This is a genomic window from Paenibacillus sp. FSL M7-1046 (assembly GCF_038007405.1).
Taxonomy (GTDB): Bacteria; Bacillota; Bacilli; order Paenibacillales; family Paenibacillaceae; genus Paenibacillus_AQ.
The window spans coordinates 3,288,492-3,305,777 of record NZ_JBBOXB010000001.1 but is presented as its reverse complement, the minus strand read 5'-3'; the positions used below and the strand labels follow the sequence as shown (position 1 = coordinate 3,305,777).

Annotated in this window: 17 protein-coding genes; 5 read left to right on the top strand and 12 right to left on the bottom strand. The window is 51.2% G+C overall.

Annotated elements, in window-relative coordinates; translation table 11 throughout:
• Positions 1-55: 55 nt before the first annotated feature.
• The 4 genes from NYE29_RS14510 to NYE29_RS14495 all read right to left on the bottom strand — a co-directional run bounded on the left by NYE29_RS14510 (position 56) and on the right by NYE29_RS14495 (position 6,215).
• Positions 56-2,881 (bottom strand): O-antigen ligase family protein, encoded by a 2,826-nt coding sequence (locus NYE29_RS14510; RefSeq protein ID WP_076113343.1) that lies wholly within the window; start codon positions 2,879-2,881, stop codon positions 56-58.
• A 563-nt stretch (positions 2,882-3,444) separates the two neighbouring features.
• Positions 3,445-4,638, bottom strand: a complete 1,194-nt coding sequence (locus NYE29_RS14505) for a class I SAM-dependent methyltransferase (protein WP_076113342.1) — start codon at positions 4,636-4,638, stop codon at positions 3,445-3,447.
• A 75-nt stretch (positions 4,639-4,713) separates the two neighbouring features.
• Positions 4,714-5,541 carry a PhzF family phenazine biosynthesis protein gene (locus NYE29_RS14500; protein WP_076113341.1) on the bottom strand — a complete coding sequence of 276 codons (828 nt, stop codon included), beginning with the start codon at positions 5,539-5,541 and terminating at the stop codon, positions 4,714-4,716.
• Complete coding sequence (locus tag NYE29_RS14495) at positions 5,538-6,215, bottom strand: DUF6483 family protein (RefSeq protein ID WP_076113340.1); 678 nt, start codon at positions 6,213-6,215, stop codon at positions 5,538-5,540. The genes NYE29_RS14500 and NYE29_RS14495 overlap by 4 nt, the downstream gene beginning before the upstream one ends.
• A gap of 277 nt (positions 6,216-6,492) precedes the next feature.
• On the opposite strand from NYE29_RS14495, the gene NYE29_RS14490 reads away from it, so the two are divergent.
• Together NYE29_RS14490 and NYE29_RS14485 are read left to right on the top strand one after the other, a co-directional pair.
• On the top strand, positions 6,493-7,083 hold the full coding sequence (locus tag NYE29_RS14490) for a winged helix-turn-helix domain-containing protein (RefSeq protein WP_076113339.1): 591 nt from the start codon (positions 6,493-6,495) through the stop codon (positions 7,081-7,083).
• The gene (locus tag NYE29_RS14485) at positions 7,084-8,400 is read left to right on the top strand and encodes an MFS transporter (RefSeq protein WP_076113338.1); all 1,317 of its coding nucleotides are present in this window, start codon (positions 7,084-7,086) and stop codon (positions 8,398-8,400) included.
• Between the two features lie 121 nt (positions 8,401-8,521).
• Here the strand turns inward: NYE29_RS14485 and NYE29_RS14480 are convergent, their stop codons facing one another.
• Positions 8,522-9,307: an alpha/beta fold hydrolase gene (locus NYE29_RS14480; protein ID WP_076113337.1), complete on the bottom strand. Its 786-nt coding sequence runs from the start codon at positions 9,305-9,307 to the stop codon at positions 8,522-8,524.
• A gap of 125 nt (positions 9,308-9,432) precedes the next feature.
• Positions 9,433-9,957, bottom strand: coding sequence for a spore protease YyaC (gene yyaC, locus NYE29_RS14475; protein ID WP_076113336.1), 525 nt, complete (start codon positions 9,955-9,957; stop codon positions 9,433-9,435).
• A gap of 358 nt (positions 9,958-10,315) precedes the next feature.
• Between yyaC and NYE29_RS14470 the strand changes: the two genes are divergently transcribed.
• Positions 10,316-10,540 carry a DUF1128 domain-containing protein gene (locus NYE29_RS14470; RefSeq protein ID WP_038596573.1) on the top strand — a complete coding sequence of 75 codons (225 nt, stop codon included), beginning with the start codon at positions 10,316-10,318 and terminating at the stop codon, positions 10,538-10,540.
• A gap of 234 nt (positions 10,541-10,774) precedes the next feature.
• Here NYE29_RS14470 and NYE29_RS14465 read toward each other — a convergent pair whose 3' ends face one another.
• Positions 10,775-11,494: a pirin family protein gene (locus NYE29_RS14465; RefSeq protein WP_076113335.1), complete on the bottom strand. Its 720-nt coding sequence runs from the start codon at positions 11,492-11,494 to the stop codon at positions 10,775-10,777.
• Positions 11,495-11,888: 394 nt separating this feature from the next.
• Here NYE29_RS14465 and NYE29_RS14460 point away from each other — a divergent pair, with 394 nt between their 5' ends.
• Both NYE29_RS14460 and NYE29_RS14455 read left to right on the top strand, forming a co-directional pair.
• Entirely contained in the window at positions 11,889-12,413 is a 525-nt protein-coding gene (locus tag NYE29_RS14460; RefSeq protein WP_340896501.1) for a YtxH domain-containing protein, read from the top strand.
• A 145-nt stretch (positions 12,414-12,558) separates the two neighbouring features.
• On the top strand, positions 12,559-12,891 hold the full coding sequence (locus NYE29_RS14455) for a DUF5665 domain-containing protein (RefSeq protein ID WP_038596579.1): 333 nt from the start codon (positions 12,559-12,561) through the stop codon (positions 12,889-12,891).
• 155 nt (positions 12,892-13,046) lie between these two features.
• On the opposite strand, the gene NYE29_RS14450 is transcribed toward NYE29_RS14455, so the two are convergent.
• The 5 genes from NYE29_RS14450 to NYE29_RS14430 all read right to left on the bottom strand — a co-directional run bounded on the left by NYE29_RS14450 (position 13,047) and on the right by NYE29_RS14430 (position 17,278).
• Positions 13,047-13,817, bottom strand: coding sequence for a sigma-70 family RNA polymerase sigma factor (locus NYE29_RS14450; protein ID WP_076113333.1), 771 nt, complete (start codon positions 13,815-13,817; stop codon positions 13,047-13,049).
• Entirely contained in the window at positions 13,814-14,266 is a 453-nt protein-coding gene (gene rsbW, locus NYE29_RS14445; protein WP_038596583.1) for an anti-sigma B factor RsbW, read from the bottom strand. Before rsbW ends, NYE29_RS14450 begins: the two co-directional genes overlap by 4 nt.
• Before the next feature lie 18 nt (positions 14,267-14,284).
• Entirely contained in the window at positions 14,285-14,623 is a 339-nt protein-coding gene (locus tag NYE29_RS14440; RefSeq protein WP_038596585.1) for an STAS domain-containing protein, read from the bottom strand.
• Between the two features lie 97 nt (positions 14,624-14,720).
• Complete coding sequence (locus NYE29_RS14435; protein ID WP_340896496.1) at positions 14,721-16,391, bottom strand: response regulator; 1,671 nt, start codon at positions 16,389-16,391, stop codon at positions 14,721-14,723.
• A 17-nt stretch (positions 16,392-16,408) separates the two neighbouring features.
• Positions 16,409-17,278: a CheR family methyltransferase gene (locus tag NYE29_RS14430; RefSeq protein ID WP_038596589.1), complete on the bottom strand. Its 870-nt coding sequence runs from the start codon at positions 17,276-17,278 to the stop codon at positions 16,409-16,411.
• Between the last annotated feature and the right edge of the window lie 8 nt (positions 17,279-17,286).

Below are 17,286 nucleotides of genomic sequence, written 5' to 3'. Positions count from 1 at the left end.
TGTAGCTGCTTGCAGTAATTTGGAGCGGCAGACGGACTTTTCTGATACCTGCTGATCAATACGCTGCTGTTGGCGTCTGGACGCTGACGCGGCGTTCTTCTGCTTCCGGGCTGTGTGCCGCAGCCAACACCTTTTTGAGCCGAAGCTCCAATGCTTCGGCTTCTGCTGTGAATCCAAACCGCCGGTCATTGTGCTGTTGTCCTTTGCGGCACTCGCTGTCCGCCTGCAGGCGGAACTGATGCAGCAGATCGAGACCCGCAGCCGCACTCGCTGTTCCTCCCGCCCTATCCCCCGCCGTCAACCTGCGCTGACTCATGTCCAGCATTCCATCAATCGCTTTTACCCTTTTGGCGGTATTATAGACATCCGCCATCAAACTTCTGCGTATCCAGTGCAGTGCCTCTCCCGGATTACTCCCGTTCATCGACCTCTCCGCTATCTCCCATTGCACCGAAGCGTCTTCTGGCGCGTAGGCCAAGCTTCCGGTCAGCAGATCCTTTGCCTCCCGGTCCGGGAGCAGCCTTGATAGATTAACAACTGCCCGGGGCTCACGGGGATTCCATTCCAGCGATTGCCGGAGCAGCGCAATTCTCCTTGCAGGGTCCGGTTCACGGGCAGCCCCCCTATGTAATTCGGCCCCCTTCATTAGCTGAAAGGATAGCAGACTTAGCACCAAGCAAAGGCACCCGGTGCAGACCGCAGCAGTAGCAGCCCTTACCCTTCGTTTCAAAACGAAGTGGCAAAGCCGCAAGCCGAGCCGCTGAGCTCTGCTCAACAAGCGAGGAAAACGCTTAGTACCGGGACTGTTGGCATGGGCAGCAGCAGGAAGAAAGTCTAGTGCCTGAATGAATGCATCCGGTCCGGTGGTGACCGCAGAGAAAGATGCCATTGTTCCAGATTCGGATACCGTTACACGCTCATTGACTGCGGCATTTGACGGAATGCGGTCTGCCGAAGGGATAACAGCTATTCCTGGAGCGGCCTTGACTGCAGTAGTGCCGGACGAGTTATCCGCCTCCTGCCGGACCTCAGCAAACGCGAGCGCCGGCAGCAGAAACAGCAGCAGCCAAGTAAGCCCATAACTCCAGTCAAAATCAACCGCCCCATGCAAGGCGATGACCAGCAGTGACGGGAGCAGCCTTGGAGCGGCTGCTCCTACCACCCAACCTGCCGCCAGCAGCAGAAACAGGACTGCTGCCAGGCCGACAATTCCCAGATTCAGCAGGAAGTCGAGATAACCGCTATGCACCTGGCTGCCTACATAGGGACGGGACTGGGCGGCGAGGTACGAGTACCGCCAAGTCTCGCCCCCGCGCCCCAGCCAGGGCGCTTCCGCCGCGAGCTTCCAGGCATCGCGGTAATAAAGTCCGCGAGCGGCGACCGTCATAGACGGTCCGGTGATCCGCTCGCTTACCTGGACAAGGACGGCGGTGCCCGCCGCCGTCCAGCCTGCCGCCGCCAGCACCAGCATGGCGGCGCGGCCCCCACCCGCCGCGCTGTTGCTGCGGCGGTACAGCCACAGGCCGGCCAGCAGCGCGCCGGCCCAGAGTCCGGCCAGCAGCAGCAGGCCGGGTAAGGGCTCTACCGCCAGCCCGGCACGGGCCAGCTGGCGGTAGAGCAGCGCCGCGGCAGCCAGAGGCGCGGCGCCGGCGGTAAGCAGCGGCGCGAGGAGCCGCCGCTTCCAGAGCAGGACGGCGGCGCTGGCGCAAGCCGCAGCAAGCCAAGCGCCGCGCGACTCGCTGAGCAGCAGCGCGGCGGCGTACGGAAACAGCGGCAGCATCCGCAGCAGCAGCTTCGCGTTGCTTATTGCAGCAGGCTCACCGTGTTCTTGCTCCGCAAAAGCTACTGTACTCGCCAGCGTCTGCTCACCTTCTTCACGCCACTTCTCCTGCTCCACTTCTCCGTAGGCTCTGCCACGACTGGATCTGGTTCTCCCCTCCTCAGTTTCACATCTCTCCTCCCGCTCCACTTCTGTATAGCTTCTACCAAACCAGCATCTTGTTCTCGCACCCTCCGATACATGCTGTTCCTCCCGCATCTCATCTCCGTAGGCTCTGCCACGACTGGAACTAATTCTCCCATCCTCTGATTCACACCGCGTCTCCCGCTCCCCTTGCGTATTTCCCAAGCCCGCATAGGCTTCCTTATGGAGCACTGGCGCTCCCCTTACGGCAATGCCGTCATCCTGCCCTTGCACTTTCCCGCGCTTCTTGTCCGTTTCCGCTGCACCCCGGCAGACAGCGAGCGCAAACAGACGCTCCAGCAAAAAAACAGCCATTACTGTACCGAAAGCATTAGGATACTCTAGCAATCCCCCCAGTCGGGCACCTGTAGCACTGACCTCCGGTGATGTGCTGTAAGCTATCGCAAAAGGAAGATTCAGCCCTCCACAGACGGCTAACAAGGCACTTATACTAATAAACATGCCCAGCAAGCTCCACACTGCGTTAAGAAAACGTGCTCCCCAACGATGGCCTGCACAATAATAAGCGCAAAAAGCAAAGCTGGCGTACAGGCCCCAGCGCAGCAGCTCATTCAGATTCCCCTGGGCTGATAAAGATCCGCGGTGCCAGTGAATACCGTAAAGCGCAAGGATGGCAAGCGGACAGATCAACAGCAGCGCTGCTGCACTTCTATTGGCTCTGCTATTCCCGTAAATGCTAAGCAGGCTGGCAGAAGGTCCGCGCAGACCTGCTGCAGCCAGCCATAACCCCAGGAATACAGCACATATGACATACCATACCATCAGAAACGGATACATTTCCCCTGCAAAGAATAACCCGCGCAGCAACACACCCGCCGTAACAGCAGCCAGCACCAAACCTGCACCAACAAATACCATTGCCGCCACCAAACGCCGCTCAGCCATGCCACTATGCATTTCAACTTCCTCCGTAGAATTCAAGTTCTCTTTAGTCTTTCCAGATTTGTCCTGAACCAAAAGGAAAACACAAAACAGGACGGCTGACTCCACATGGAGACTCACCGTCCTGCTTATTTATCGCGGTTATATCGTTAATGCCGTTATGACGTTAATGGCATTAATCCTGTGATGATGTTAATACCGTTAATGACCTTCAGAACATATGCGATGTATGTTCAGCAAAAATTCTCCAAATTCATTGGTGATTGTATTTCGTACATTAGTATTTGTAATTGGGCGAACGAAATCAGATTCTATTGCAGTTTCTGCAGTCAGAAGAGCAGAATCTCGCCATATCCGCAACATTTACCGGATTCCAGTGTAGAAAGTGCAACAGATGGCCATTTCGGGGCAATTCCAGCTCATTCTATTGCAGATTCTGCAATGAAAGCATTACGGTGATACCATTTGGTATCACCGTAATGTATTGATTTCAGACATATGCCATTCGGTCAACAGCTCACATTCTTCCGATTTGCCTATTGGCAGGCTTCAGCTGAATACAGCTCTTAATGCCCGGTTTATCCCTGCGCAAGAGCTTCCGCAGGCAGCAGGTCGGCGCAGACGCGTTCAAGGTACGGCTTAGCACCCAGGAAATCACGGAATGCGCTGTATTCGCGCCATTTGACGGCATTGTCGCCGCTTGTGCTTTTCACGGCCCGGATCAGGATGTTCTTCGGTGTATGCTCCATGTCGATGAACTCCAGCAGCTGGCTGCGGTAACCCATCAAATCAAGCAGCTTCGCCCGGATGGCGTCAGTGGCGAGTGCAGAGAAACGTTCCTTCAGAATTCCGTGCGAGAGCAGCGGGCTGAGCACCTCGTTCTCCACCTGCCCAAATAGCTCATGCTGGCAGCAAGGCACCGAGAGAATAACCGATGCGCCCCAGCGTACCGCTTTTTCCAGTGCAGCATCCGTTGCCGTATCGCAGGCATGCAGCGTCACAACCATGTCCACCTGGTCCAGCTCGTTGTAATCGGCTATATCACCGACCAGGAAACGCAGTTTATCGTAACCCAGCCTCGACGCCAGCGCTCCGCAATGTTCGATGACATCGGCTTTCAGGTCAAGTCCGACAATATTCAGCTCCCGCCGCTCGCGGACAGCCAAATAATGATACAGCGCAAACGTCAAATAGGATTTGCCGCAGCCAAAATCAACAATCGTCAGCGGCCGGCCGGTTGGTAGATCACCCAGCACATCCTCAACCATCTCCAGGAAGCGGTTGATCTGGCGGAACTTGTCGTATTTTTTGGCCAGTACCTTGCCTTCGCTGTTCATAATTCCAAGCTCCACCAGGAACGGGACTGGCTCTCCCTCGTCCAGAACATAACGTTTGCGGCGGTTGTGGGCCAAGTCTGGCGCCTCCTGCTTGCTGGCCGATTTGGTAAGAATAGAAACCTTGTATTTTTTACTGATCAGCACCTGGTAATCAGCTTCCACAGTGCAGATCAGCGCTTGCCGGAAGGTAGCTCTCAAGAGTGACATCATTTCTTCCGCAGCAGTGTCTGCCGGAATATTGCGGTGTTCCACTTTGGGGCCGATGGTATAGGCAAACTGATAATGCAGCTTGCCTTTTAGCTCAACAGGTTTAATCTGCACCTTGCTGTATGCAACTTCGCCTTTGCTGCGCAGTTGGCTTAAGGTTGCCGTAATCAGGGTACGGCCATTTATCACTTGATCAATCAGAGTTCTCAAAGATTCCACAGGGTACATCTCACTTTCGCAATCAAAATGGAGAGCAGGCTCTCCTGAATATCACTACATTATAGCATGTCCTGCTATACGATATCATAGTAGCTCGCCAACTGCTCCGGCAGGTACATGAAACTGTCCGCTAACCATGGTCACGGCCCGGCCCGATAAAGTCACGAGATCCTGACTCACTTCAAGCTGCAGCATCCCGCCACGCGCTGAAGCCTGATATGCAGTCAATTGTGTGCGGTTTAACCGGCCGGCCCAATAGGGAGCCAGAGCGGTATGCAGCGAGCCGGTAACGGGATCTTCATTGACACCAATGCCCGGGGCAAAAAAACGCGATACAAAATCAATGCCATCCGCAGCGCATTCTGCGGTAACCGCGACAGCCCTTGGCTGGAGCTTGGCCACCTGGACAAAATCCGGGCAGAGCCCGCACACCCTTGTCTCATGATCCAGACGCACCAGCACGTTGTCGGCATACCGCACGGTTTCCAGCACATGTGCCTCCTCAAGCCCCAGCGCTGCCGCCAGCCCGGCTATCGGAGGTGCAGCCGTAATTTCATATGGAGGAAAATAGAGTGAAATCACCTCTTCTGATTTCGTTGCCCGCAGCACCCCGCTGCGTGTGTGGAACCTCGCTTCTTCGTGAGAACCCAGCCGACCGGTTTCCCACAGGACATGCGCACTGGCCATAGTGGCATGACCGCACAGCTTCACCTCCACCGCAGGCGTAAACCAGCGCAGACGGTAGCCGTCCTGCTCCGGCCACAGAAAGGCCGTTTCGGACAGATTCATTTCCGCAGCCGTTTTGGCCATGAAGGCCTCATCTGCGGGATTTCCCAGCAGGCAGACGGCCGCAGGGTTTCCCGTGAACGCCTTGTCCGCAAAGGCGTCTACAATAAATAGAAGGGTATTCAAGAAGGTTTCATCTCCTTTGCCGCTTCAGCAGTAAGTTTATTCCACTCCTCCTGCCCTTGCCTAACCTCTGCCATTGGAAGATCACCAAGCTCCAAAGCTTCAGGTAGCAGCAGCAACAACCGGCTGTACAGCTCTCTTCCCTCAGCTGCAACATCTATTCCCTGTTCCCACAATCTGTACAGACTGTCCTCAGCCTTGCCGTAACGTCCTATTGATTCCATATAGGGCAGGAGCAGCCGTTCTGTCTTCACCGGAAGAAGATAACCTTCGGTTTCCTGTAAAAGTTCATCTATTTCCTTCGTCATCTGCAGCAGCTCCCGATCAGCACCGTATTGATCGGCGTACAAAAACAGATGCAGCGACCGTATAAACCTGAACAATGCAGCATCCTTATTGCCGCCGGCACTGTAGATGCCGCCTTCTTCTTTTAATAGCCGCGCCACGCCTTGAAGCTTGTCGGACTCAATTACGCCGCCCAGGCGAAACATATCTATAATATCCTCTACGGACAATGAGTTTAAAAGGCGGGAGTTCAGGCGAAAATGCCGGTTCAGCAGCTCATCCACTTCCCATAATGCCTCTGTGGTCTTCTTCTCCTGCTTCAATGTGAGCACCTTGGCAACCATTGCCGACATATCCTCGATCATCCGGACGATATAATCTCTTCGGAACATCCTGCACACCCCTCTCCAATACTTTCCTGCCACAATTCCTCAGCAAGTTAAACCAATGATGACTACAGTTATTTTAAAACAATCTTAAACCATTCCACCGCTCCGTGCCACCACTCCGTACCCACGCCTTGGAATTCCTTGACAAAAAAACAAAGGCTACCCTATAATAACCTCACTGGTCTTACTGATCTGGATTCCAGATCAATCTAAAATACAGAATGAAGAGCATTGAATGGATTGCAGAGAAATTGAGATTGCACGGGCAGGAGGAATAGACATGAATGAAGACAATACCGGGCATAGTCAACCGGAAACGGAGAACTGCGTGGAACAACTGCCGGTTCGTCAAGACCGGGACAAAGATCAGGAACAGCAGCAGGAAGCAGACTCTATCCAACCTCTGCAGGTTACACCAGAGCAGAACAAGCTGCTGGAAAGTGCGCTGCGAATCAAGATTATGCATGCGCTGGCAGATGAACCGCTAACCTCCAAGCAGGTTGCCGAGAAGCTGCACAAGACACCCGGCAATATCCACTACCATATCATCAAGCTGTTCGATGGCGGTCTGCTGGAGCTTGTCCGTACGGAAACAGCCGGAGGCATTATCCAGAAATTTTACCGCTCCAAAGCTACCTTCTTCCGCTCCGAGAACTTCAGCGGCTTCCAATTCCGCAAAGAGGATACAGTGGAGCATTTCGTTACAAGACTATCCTTGTCCCCAGCTGAGCTGAAGGCTTTCCAGCAGGAGATGATGATGTTCATTTCCGCCTGGGAATCGAAAGTCACCCAAGGAGAGGAATACGGTATCGATGTCATTATCGGCCGCCTGCATACAGATTCCCTTATAGAACCGGAGGATGGTCCCTAGATGATCCCTACTGCTGCACCCGAACATACCAAAAACAATCCGCTGCGCCGATTTGCCGAACCCTTTGCCAAATCACGGACTTTCCCTTTTTTATGGCTGGGAAATTTGATTTCCGTCCTGGGCAGCTCGGTGACCATGGTTATTCTCCCGGTTATGGTCTACTCCCTGACTGGATCAACAACAACCATGGGCTTCGTAATGGCAATTTATATGCTGCCCAATGTGATCATGCTGCCGATTTCCGGGCATATTGTAGACCGCTACGACCGGGTCAGGATTATGATGATTGCCGATATCGCCCGCTTTGCCGTCATGATCATCACAGCCCTGCTGGCTTTGACCGGTCTATTGACCGTTCCGCTTCTCTGTATATTTGTAGGTGCTTACGGTCTGTTTGACGGTCTGTTCCGTCCCGCCTACGCTGCAGTCCAGGCCTCGGTATTCACTCCGGAAATCCGGGTTGCCGCCAACTCACTGTCGCAAATGACTATACAGATGGTTCGTTTAATCGGCCCTTCACTCGGAGGGCTGCTTATCACCTATCTCTCGGCTGGGGTTGGTTTTGGGCTCGATGCTTTTACTTACCTGTTCTCCCTGGTCTGTCTCGTCTATTTGCGCAAAGCGCTGATGCCTAGAACACAGGCTGCAGTGTCTGCAGCCTCGTCACCTCAGGCACTAGAAACCGCCGCAGCTGCGGCAGCCTCTCCTCATAACGACTGGAAAGAGGATTTCAAAGAAGGCATTGCTGTATTGCGCAGCAACCCCTGGTTATGGATCACCATCCTCGCCTTCTGCTTCATCAATATTTGTTACGCCGGCGTCACCAGCATTCTTGTGCCATGGCTTTTCAAAGTTCATCATGGCTGGGAGCCATATGTATACGGGCTTGCCGGTACATTCTCCGGTGTCGGAGCCATTCTAGGCGGACTGATCATCGGCATGAAGCAGAGATGGAACCACCGCGGCATCATCGCCTACGGAGGAGCATTTCTAGGCGGCCTCGCGTTGCTTATCCTGCCGTTCGTTACTAGCCCTGCGGCAGCTATTGCCTTGTTCGCCCTGGAGGGATTCGGCCTCATGGTCTTTATCCTCATCTGGGAGATCAGCCTGCAGGAGCTCGTTCCGCAAGAAGCCTTCGGACGTGTAGCCAGTCTTGATCTATTCGGCTCCTTCGCCTTGCTGCCCGTCGGCTACATCCTTGTAGGCTGGCTCGCCGATCTTATAGGCGGTGTAGCTACGATTGCCATTTTCTCCGGACTTGGCATGGCCTGTATCGCTCTTGTTCTATGTGTTCCTGCAATCCGCAAGTTCAATTAAACATTTCCAGCGTGAAAGAGAGTTTTATAAAAAGGCAGCACCGCGTCAATAGACGGATGCTGCCTTTTTATGTAAGTGAAGTGTTTTCTTCACCCGTTATTTATGAGATCTCAAGTATCGGTTATTTCTTAACTTGCGCAAGCACGAAGTCTTTAATAATTTCTGATAAACGTTCCGGCGCTTCATACATACTCATGTGGCCTGCTCCGGAAATCGTTGCCTTGGTTACATTCGGCTTATCGGACGTGAAGGTCCGCCCGGCAGGAATCAGACCGTCTTCCGCGCCGGCAACGAGCAACACCGGCAGTGCGGTAGCCGAAATGACATCACGGCGGTCAGGGCGCTCGCGCATGGCCAGTGCGGCACCGGCCGCGCCTTGCGGAGGTGTTCTATAGCCGATTTCCTTCGCCCGCTGCAACAGCTGCGGTGCTGCAGCAGGAGCGAAGAGTCCAGGCACCAGTCCGTCCACAAACGTAGTAATTCCATCGTTCTGGATCGTATTGACACTTTTCAGGCGTTTCTCCCTGGCTTCTTCACTGTCAGGATAACCCGTGGAGTGAATCAGTCCGAATCCCTTCAAACGTGAGGCATGCCGCTGGGCGAAGGACAGCGTTATGTAGCCGCCAAGCGAATGACCCAGCAAGTAACATTCAGGGATTTCCAGCGCATTCAGCAGGGAAAGAACATCATCGGCCATCTGATCGATGCTGTACGCTCCGAGTGGAGCATCCGAAACTCCGTGGCCGCGCAAATCCGGTGCGATCACCCGGTAGCTTCCGCTAAGATAAGGGATGACCTGCTCCCAATATCCGGAGCTACCGCAAAAGCCGTGCAGCAGTACAATAACGTCGCCTTCGCCTTGATCACTGTAACAAATATTGGTTCCATCGCATCGAACATTTTCCATGGGCTGATTCCTTCTTTCTATGTAGTAGCTATACAAGGTATGCGGATGAGTCTGCAATTAAATGGAATGCCATTTGCTTGTCTTAATTATTTAAGCAGAACCGCCCGTCTTGAAACTTGTCTCCTCTATTTCAACCCAAAGCCTTCTGCCGCAGCTGCGGCAATCTCTCCAGCCATAACCATTACCCTGTGCAGCGGCGTCGTCTGCAGGGTCCGGTAAGGGCGGGGCCCGTTAATATCGACAATTGCCGCAAGACTATAATGCCCGACTGCCGGCAGACTCACACCGACCGACTGCGCTGGCCGCAGCGGCTCACTGGCTGCAAAATAACAGCCCAGTGCCGCCGGCGGTCCAAGACAAGCATCAATGGCAATAATAATCTGCCCGGCGGGAATCCCCGATATCCGGTTGACGAGAGTATCCGCATCGCAAGGCGATGGAAGCGTGCCTACAACATTCGGGAAGCCATGCTCCACCAGACTGCTTCCGGTCAGCGGTCCAAGGGCATCCCCTGTGGAGCGGTCGGTACCGATGCACAAGAATGTGACCTGCTCTGCCGAGTGATGTTCGGCAATGCTTTGGAAGAAGGTAACCAGCCCGGCCGCGTCTTTTTTTACCCGTTTTCTGCTCTCCTGCTCCCTGATCGCCAATTCCCTGACTCCCTCCTGTTCTATATAAATTGAACTTTAGATTTACCGAGCCGGCATAGAACGCAACTGCGGTGAATATTTGGACTTCCGGCCGCTGTTGTCCACAGATTTCTTGATTTATACCGCTATTTGCGGTTGAAATCCGTTGACAAAGGCGGTCGCTATCGCTCCTACAGTTCCAAACTTCCCCTCCGATGCTTTTGCCTCTAGGTAGTTCTTTAGTTCATCTTATATAGAACCCTTCGTTTATTTCTTTTAATTAAACATGATTTAGATGAAGCCAACAAAAAAATGGTGTTTCCTTGCCCAATCATGATAGAATATTTGAATCCAAACACAGAGAGGACTGTTTAACCCCATGGATTTATCGCAGCCCAGCCAGGAAAATGTGGAATATATGATCGAGGGCATTAAGAGCAAGCTGAAGATGGCCAGCGCCGCAGCCATGCAGGCTTCTGCTTTCTCGGTGAACAACTATGAGGATATTCTTGATATTTATGAAGTTGCCATGAGCAGCGACCGGCTCAGCATCTCGCAGGTGGAGGCGCTTGTCTCCGAGCTTGGACGCCTGCGTAAGAAATAGAAACAAGTGGAAACGGCTTCGCCGTCCTCAAAAGGGCGGGATCCGTTTCAGCAAGAAATAGAAGGATAATTTATAGCGCGAAGCATATAAATTCTTATATTTTTCAAATAACCTGTCATGCATGCACAGGAGCTCCTTGCCTACGATTCCATCCGCGCGGATGGCCGTCAGGCAAGGAGCTCCTTTAGGATTTATTATGCTTACAAGTACAATGCAACGGGCAAGATTTAATGCTTACGGCAAATCAATCAGTATAAGTTCCGCTTCGCCTTCACTGCCAATGCTTTTGATCGTCAAGTCACAACCCTTGCGGATACGCGCGGCATCGCCTGGCTTCAGCTGAAAAGTGCCATCTGAGCAAGAAATTTCTGCATCCCCGGAAATAAGGAAGATGTGCGTCCGCCTGTCTTCTTTTTGCGCATAATGAAGCTCCCTGTTCGTGTCCAGCACCGATAGATAAAGAGTTGCATCCTCATTCACCTTCAATGTGCCTTCCTCACCACTCCCCGAAACGACAGGCAGCAGCGTGTTGCCCTTGAACTCACGCGGGAAAAACTTTGCATCCCATTTCGGTGCAAGCCCCGGTGTGCTAGGAAGCAGCCAGATTTGCAGAAACCGCACATTGTCGCTTTCCGAAGGATTCGTCTCCGAATGGTTAACCCCGGTCCCCGCACTCATGACCTGAACCGTTCCTGCCTGAATATCCGCGTGATTGCCGAGGTCATCCTGATGCTTCAGTACTCCGGAAACAACATAGGTGATAATCTCCAGATCATGATGCGGATGCTCATGCATCCCTTGTCCCGGTTTCAGTTCATTGTCATTGTGTGCGAGCAGCGCACCAAAGTGCGCATTGCTGGGATCATCATAATCGGCAAAGGAAAAACTGAACTCACTGTGAATCCATTCTCTATTCGAAGTATGTCTTTCTGCTGACGTAACTACTTTTATCATAACCATGCACCTCCAAAGATGTTGGAACCTTCTCCGTGCTTAACGGGTCGAAACCGCTCCTCGATTTAAATTGTTATAGGCGCTTTAATTAAGTATTTCTTACCCTGTTCCTTTCCCGGTCAATCATTAATGATTATTACTATCAAGTGTGAACTTTCGTATTTCCGCATGAGGATATTTGTAAAGCTCCATATTTCGTTGTTTTTAATAGGAAAATCTTCCTTTGTTCACGTATCCTGCTCTAGTCTCTCCCATTCTTCTCCATACTTGTCTGCTGTTTCAGCCTATACGCCAACGTTTATATACGAAGTAAGATACTTCAGGCTATCCTGAATTCGAATGACGGCAGCCGCCTAATTTCGGAATACCATAATCTAATGAGGAGTGATTAGTCATGAATAAAGCAGAAACGGAACATCCGGTAGAAAGCGGAAGCACTTTTTTCAAAGGAATCTTTATTGGTGGTTTGCTCGGCGCTGCCGCTGCGCTGTTGTTCGCCCCTAAGCCCGGCCGTGAAATGCGCAGTGACTTGTCTGATAAGCTTACGCTGGCTACAGACAAAACCAAAGAGGTTGCAGGTGTCGTAACGGACAAGACTAAAACAATTGCGACTACTGTTGGGGAAAAAGCAACCGATCTCGCAAGCACTGTATCGGCCAAAGCCTCCGACATCTTCACTACCGTAAGCGACAGTAAACAGCAAATTGCTGCCACATTGGCGGAAACAGGCAAAAAACTGGGCGATTCCATCAGTGAAGTCTCCGAAAATGTTGCTTCTGACGTAAAAGATGCGTCTAAAGAGGTAGCAGAGGAAGCTAAGAATGTAGCCGATGAGGCCAAAGCATCCTCTAAAGAGATAGCCGATGAAGCCAAGGATGCCAAAGACGAAGTAAAAGCCTCTTACAAGTCTTCTTACTAAACTACGGTGAATCACGGCTTGATCTAAATTTGAGAACAGCCAGCTCACCGCAGCTGGCTGTTGTTATGAGGAATGCAGCTTCTTCTTGAATGAAGCTGCATTTTTATCAAAGCCCTTATACGGCTAAAGAAAGCAGGGACGCCTTATGGGAGATGCAGGCAGCAAGACCAAAACCTACGAAGTCGAAGAGCATCCCTTTGAATTGCGGCATGAAGTCAAACGGCTGAACGCAAGGCTCGACAAAATTGCCGATTCACTGGAAAAATCCGAATTCAAGGATATCCTTGAGAATTATACGGATCCCAAAAAGCGGATTATTACGAACCTTATGGCCGGGATATCCCGGGGTCTTGGGCTTTCACTCGGTACATTCGTGATACTCGGCTTATTGGGTTACATTCTCAGCCTGTTTCTTGATGTACCCGTTATCGGTGAATATCTTGGAGAAATCAAAAAGTATATTGATGCCAACAGTTGATAGCATCGTTATCCACCCCGCTAAGCAGTCTGCTGAACAGACTGCTTAGCGGGGTGGATGTGTATGTCCGCTTCAGGTTTAATGCAAATAAAAAAGACATACCCTTCCCCGGTGGGGATAAGGCATGCCCTAATCTTGGGGACTAGCGATAAGAATCAATAGGAGGAGTTCGCCATGATCTGTTTCAGCTTCTCAGTGGCCCGCTTCTGGATCCGTGAGACGCTCATTTGTGATACGCCGAGCTTCTGCGCGATGGCACGCTGCGACTGGCCGTCCTGGAACGCCAGCAGCAGCACCTGCTGCTCTTGCTCCTTAAGCTGGCCCAGCGCCTGCTGGAGATCCATACGTTTCTCCACAGTCTCGTAATCGTTGGCTTCGGAGCTGATCAGCTCGCCGAGAGTAGCGCCCGTCTCCTCTTGCGAGAGGGGCGAATCCAGCGATACGTAATGATAACATTCCCTGCCGGCCAGTACTTCTACAGTTTCTTCCACGGTAAGATCAAGATAATGGGCGATCTCTTCCACAGCAGGAGAACGTTCTAGCCTGATGGTAAGTTCATCAATGGCCTGCTGCACAAGGGCGCCTTTCTCTTTAATCCGTCTTGGAACCTGTATGTACCAGGATTTATCCCGCAGGAAATTTTTCATATGCCCGATCATGCTCTTCATCGCATAAGGCTCAAACGGGATGCCCAAGCTGATATCGTATTGCTGCAGCAGCCGGATAAGCGCCATCTGCCCCACCTGATACAGATCTTCATAAAGATCCGGACGGTTGCGGGCAATTTTCCCGGCAGCCATCTTCACCATCGGCTCATATTTCTTGATCAGCACGGTGGCAATTTCATTATCCTTGGTCTGCTGATATTCCCAGATCAAACTTACTGCTTCGTTCATGGACTCTGGGGGAGTCACTTTATCGCTCATACTTTCTCCTCGCTGAAATTAAGCCGCTTAGTCAGGGTAACGACTGTCCCTCTCCCTGCTTCACTCACGACGCTTACGTCATCCATGAGCGCTTGCATTAAATAAAATCCCAGTCCGCCAACCTGAACATCACTCAGCTCTTTATCATGCAGCGTTATGCGTCCGTCGGGCGAATCCAATCCGTCAAAGCTCTCCCCTTCATCTTTGACGGTGATGGACAAGGCACTTGTTCCTACTTCAAAGATTACATCGACCAAACCATCTTCTTGGCCGTACGCATATAATACAGAGTTATTACAGGCTTCCGAAACTGCTACCTTCATATCCTCAATATCTTCATAGGTAAAACCCATTTTTGAGGCAATGCCATATAAATTCAGTCTAACGATATCGACATATTCTGCGCTCGCAGGTAACTGAAGAACTACTTTTTGCACGTCATCACTCATCCTTAGTTCGATCCTTTCCTAGTGGGAATTCTCTTGGGGGGCAAAAAACTTAGAAATACCGGTCATATCAAACAGCTTCTGGATTTGCGGCGGAACTTCTTCAACGGTAAACTTAACGTCCATCCCGTGTCTTGCTTTGAGGATCGAGAGCAGGATTCCAATACCGGTGCTGTCAATATATCTCAAGTCTTTCAGATTAATAACGAGGTCAAGCCCCGTATCTCCCACAAGCGGCTCCATGACCAAACGGAAATCGGGAGCAACAGACAAATCTAGTTCTCCAATCAGGGAAACCGTACAAACGCTGCCTTCAGTTTCGGTTTTTGCATGGAATTTTTCGCTTTTATGTGTATTCATAGACAACTCTCCTGATTAAATGTTTTCTTTACCAATAACCCTAAAGACCTAGGTTTGAAACAAAAAATCTAATTCTACATCATAGGAAAATACTGGTTCATGTTTTGAAAAGAGTTGTATTCCGTCCGTTGACGTGACTATCCTGTCTTGAATAACGGGCAATAATTTGTTTAATGCTGCTGAGCTTCAGCGGCTTGCTGATATAACCGTCCATGCCTGAAGCCATGCAACGGTTCTGGATACCCTCCATGACATTGGCCGTCATCGCGATGATGACTGCCTTCTCGGCGGATGGCCCATCGCTAATCCGGATTTTGGAGGTCGCCGTCAGACCGTCCATGACAGGCATCTGCAGATCCATAAAAATAAAATCATAAGCATATTTCATTGCCAGCTCCACCGCCTGGCTGCCGTCCTCGGCGACGTCGGCGTCATAACCCAGCTTATCCAGCATGCTGACCATAAGCCGCTGATTAATCGGGTGGTCGTCTACAACAAGGACTTTTCTCCGCCATCTCTGGCTGTCCACGTCTTCATACGGCTCCACCTCTTGAGATCCCCTTGCCAGCTCATCCTCAGGCTTCGCTGCCTCAATCGTGAATACAAAGGTCGCCCCTTTCTCCTCCATCGATTCTACGCGTATGTCGCCGCCCATCATCCCGACAAGGGATTTGCAGATTGCCAGCCCGAGACCGGTTCCACCGTATTTGCGTGTCATAGAAGAATCAAGCTGGGAAAAAGGCTTGAACAGCCGGTCACATTTTTCCGGAGAAATCCCGATGCCTGTATCCTTCACGGTAAATTCAACTACCAGTTTATTATCAGCTGTTGGCAGGCCGGATGCAACAAGGTAAACTCCGCCTTGATTGGTAAACTTCACCGCATTGGCGACTAAATTGATTAGGACTTGACGCAAACGGGCCATATCTCCGTAGATCAGCTTTGGAAGATTCTGATCAATGAAATAGGCCAACTCCAGGTTTTTCTTGCCCGCTTCGGCAGAAAACAAGCTAAATACCTCCTGAACAGTGGTCTGTAGCTCAAATAACTGCTCTTCCATTTCCATCTTGCCGGATTCCATCTTCGTGAAATCAAGGATATCGTTAATGACCGTAATCAGGGTATCGGCGCTTTTGCGGATAATCTCCGTATACTCCTTCTGCTCCGGAGCCAGCTCAGTTTCCATCAGCAGGTCAATCATACCCACCACACCGTTCATCGGCGTGCGAATCTCATGGCTCATCATAGCCAGGAACTCGGTTTTGGCATTAGCAGCAATTTCTGCCGCTTCCTTAGCTTTAACCAGCTCTCCGTTGATTTTCTCCAGCTCCTGCGTCTTTTGCTGCAGCAGCATAGACTGCATCTGATGTTTCTTGTTGGTTAAGTGCATGTTAACGAAGCCCTCAATCTTGGACTTCAAGATCTGCGGAATGAAGGGTTTGACCATATAATCAATAGCCCCGGCAGAATATCCCGCGAACAGATGCTCCGCCTCTTTACTGTTGGCAGAGATAAAAATAATTGGAATATCCTTCGTCTTTTCTCTGGCTTTGATTAATTTGGCGGTTTCAATACCATCCATACCCGGCATTTGCACGTCCAGCACAATCACCGCAAACTCATATCTTAACAGACATCTCAGTGCTTCTTCACCGGAATTGGCTTTGACAAGCTTATAGTGTTGACTCTCAAGCACAGCTTCAAGCGCCAGCAGATTTTCAGGACGGTCGTCAACCAGCAATATATGAATTGGTTCTTGAACCCCCATAGGCCCCTCCTATCCCGCTATTTGTTCTTACGATAGATTTTTTCTACTCTATCCAGTGGCTCGTAGCTGTCGCTATACCTGGTGAAGTGAATAGATTCTTTGGAACCGAGCACCAGTACTCCGAACCGGCTGAGGCTCTCATAAAACAAGCCGTGCACATGGTCGCGAAGTTCATCATTGAAATAGATCATGACATTCCGGCAAAAGATGACATTAAATTCGTTGAATGAGGTGTCTGTTGCCAGATTATGCTCTGCAAAGATAATATTTTTACGCAAGTACGGCTGTAGAATAACTGAATTGTATTTCGCTGTATAATATTCAGAGAATGCGCGGGTCCCGCCCGCCTCCATATAATTCTTGGTATACTGCTTCATCTTACCGATCTCATATACGCCTTCCTTAGCCTGCTGCAGCGAGCGTTCGTTCATATCAGTGGCATAGATGCGCGCCTTGTCGTAGAGCCCTTCTTCGTGCAGCAGAATCGCCATGGAGTATACCTCTTCGCCAGTGGAGCAGCCTGCATGCCAGATCCTGATATAAGGATAAGTCCTCAGCAGCGGGATCACCTTTTGGCGGAAAGTTAAAAAGAGGCCTGGATCCCGAAACATTTCCGTCACGGGGATGGAAAGGCTGTAGACGAACCGTTCAAAGCAGGCGCGGTCATGCAGCACCTTCTCCTGCAGCGCGGATATGCTCGGCACATTCTCGGCATGGACGTGATGCCAGATACGCCGTTTCAAAGAAGGCATGGCGTAATTTCTGAAATCATATCCGTACAAGCGATGCACGCCGCTCAGAAGCAGCTCAATTTCAATCTGCTCCAGCTCCTGCTTGCTTCCCGATTGGGTGAGCTCCTCATCATATCCCCGTTCCATAGCTGTCATGTTATCAA

Excerpts from the sequence above, each read along its gene's own strand:
- NYE29_RS14465 (WP_076113335.1), bottom strand. The coding sequence starts at position 11,494 with ATGATAAAAGTAGTTACGTCAGCAGAAAGACATACTTCGAATAGAGAA.
- NYE29_RS14505 (WP_076113342.1), bottom strand. The coding sequence starts at position 4,638 with ATGTACCCTGTGGAATCTTTGAGAACTCTGATTGATCAAGTGATAAAT.
- NYE29_RS14435 (WP_340896496.1), bottom strand. The coding sequence starts at position 16,391 with ATGGGGGTTCAAGAACCAATTCATATATTGCTGGTTGACGACCGTCCT.
- NYE29_RS14430 (WP_038596589.1), bottom strand. The coding sequence starts at position 17,278 with ATGACAGCTATGGAACGGGGATATGATGAGGAGCTCACCCAATCGGGA.
- NYE29_RS14495 (WP_076113340.1), bottom strand. The coding sequence starts at position 6,215 with ATGTTCCGAAGAGATTATATCGTCCGGATGATCGAGGATATGTCGGCA.
- NYE29_RS14460 (WP_340896501.1), top strand. The coding sequence starts at position 11,889 with ATGAATAAAGCAGAAACGGAACATCCGGTAGAAAGCGGAAGCACTTTT.
- NYE29_RS14510 (WP_076113343.1), bottom strand. The coding sequence starts at position 2,881 with ATGCATAGTGGCATGGCTGAGCGGCGTTTGGTGGCGGCAATGGTATTT.
- NYE29_RS14450 (WP_076113333.1), bottom strand. The coding sequence starts at position 13,817 with ATGAGCGATAAAGTGACTCCCCCAGAGTCCATGAACGAAGCAGTAAGT.
- NYE29_RS14480 (WP_076113337.1), bottom strand. The coding sequence starts at position 9,307 with ATGGAAAATGTTCGATGCGATGGAACCAATATTTGTTACAGTGATCAA.
- NYE29_RS14470 (WP_038596573.1), top strand. The coding sequence starts at position 10,316 with ATGGATTTATCGCAGCCCAGCCAGGAAAATGTGGAATATATGATCGAG.
- NYE29_RS14485 (WP_076113338.1), top strand. The coding sequence starts at position 7,084 with ATGATCCCTACTGCTGCACCCGAACATACCAAAAACAATCCGCTGCGC.
- NYE29_RS14490 (WP_076113339.1), top strand. The coding sequence starts at position 6,493 with ATGAATGAAGACAATACCGGGCATAGTCAACCGGAAACGGAGAACTGC.
- rsbW (WP_038596583.1), bottom strand. The coding sequence starts at position 14,266 with ATGAGTGATGACGTGCAAAAAGTAGTTCTTCAGTTACCTGCGAGCGCA.
- NYE29_RS14440 (WP_038596585.1), bottom strand. The coding sequence starts at position 14,623 with ATGAATACACATAAAAGCGAAAAATTCCATGCAAAAACCGAAACTGAA.
- NYE29_RS14455 (WP_038596579.1), top strand. The coding sequence starts at position 12,559 with ATGGGAGATGCAGGCAGCAAGACCAAAACCTACGAAGTCGAAGAGCAT.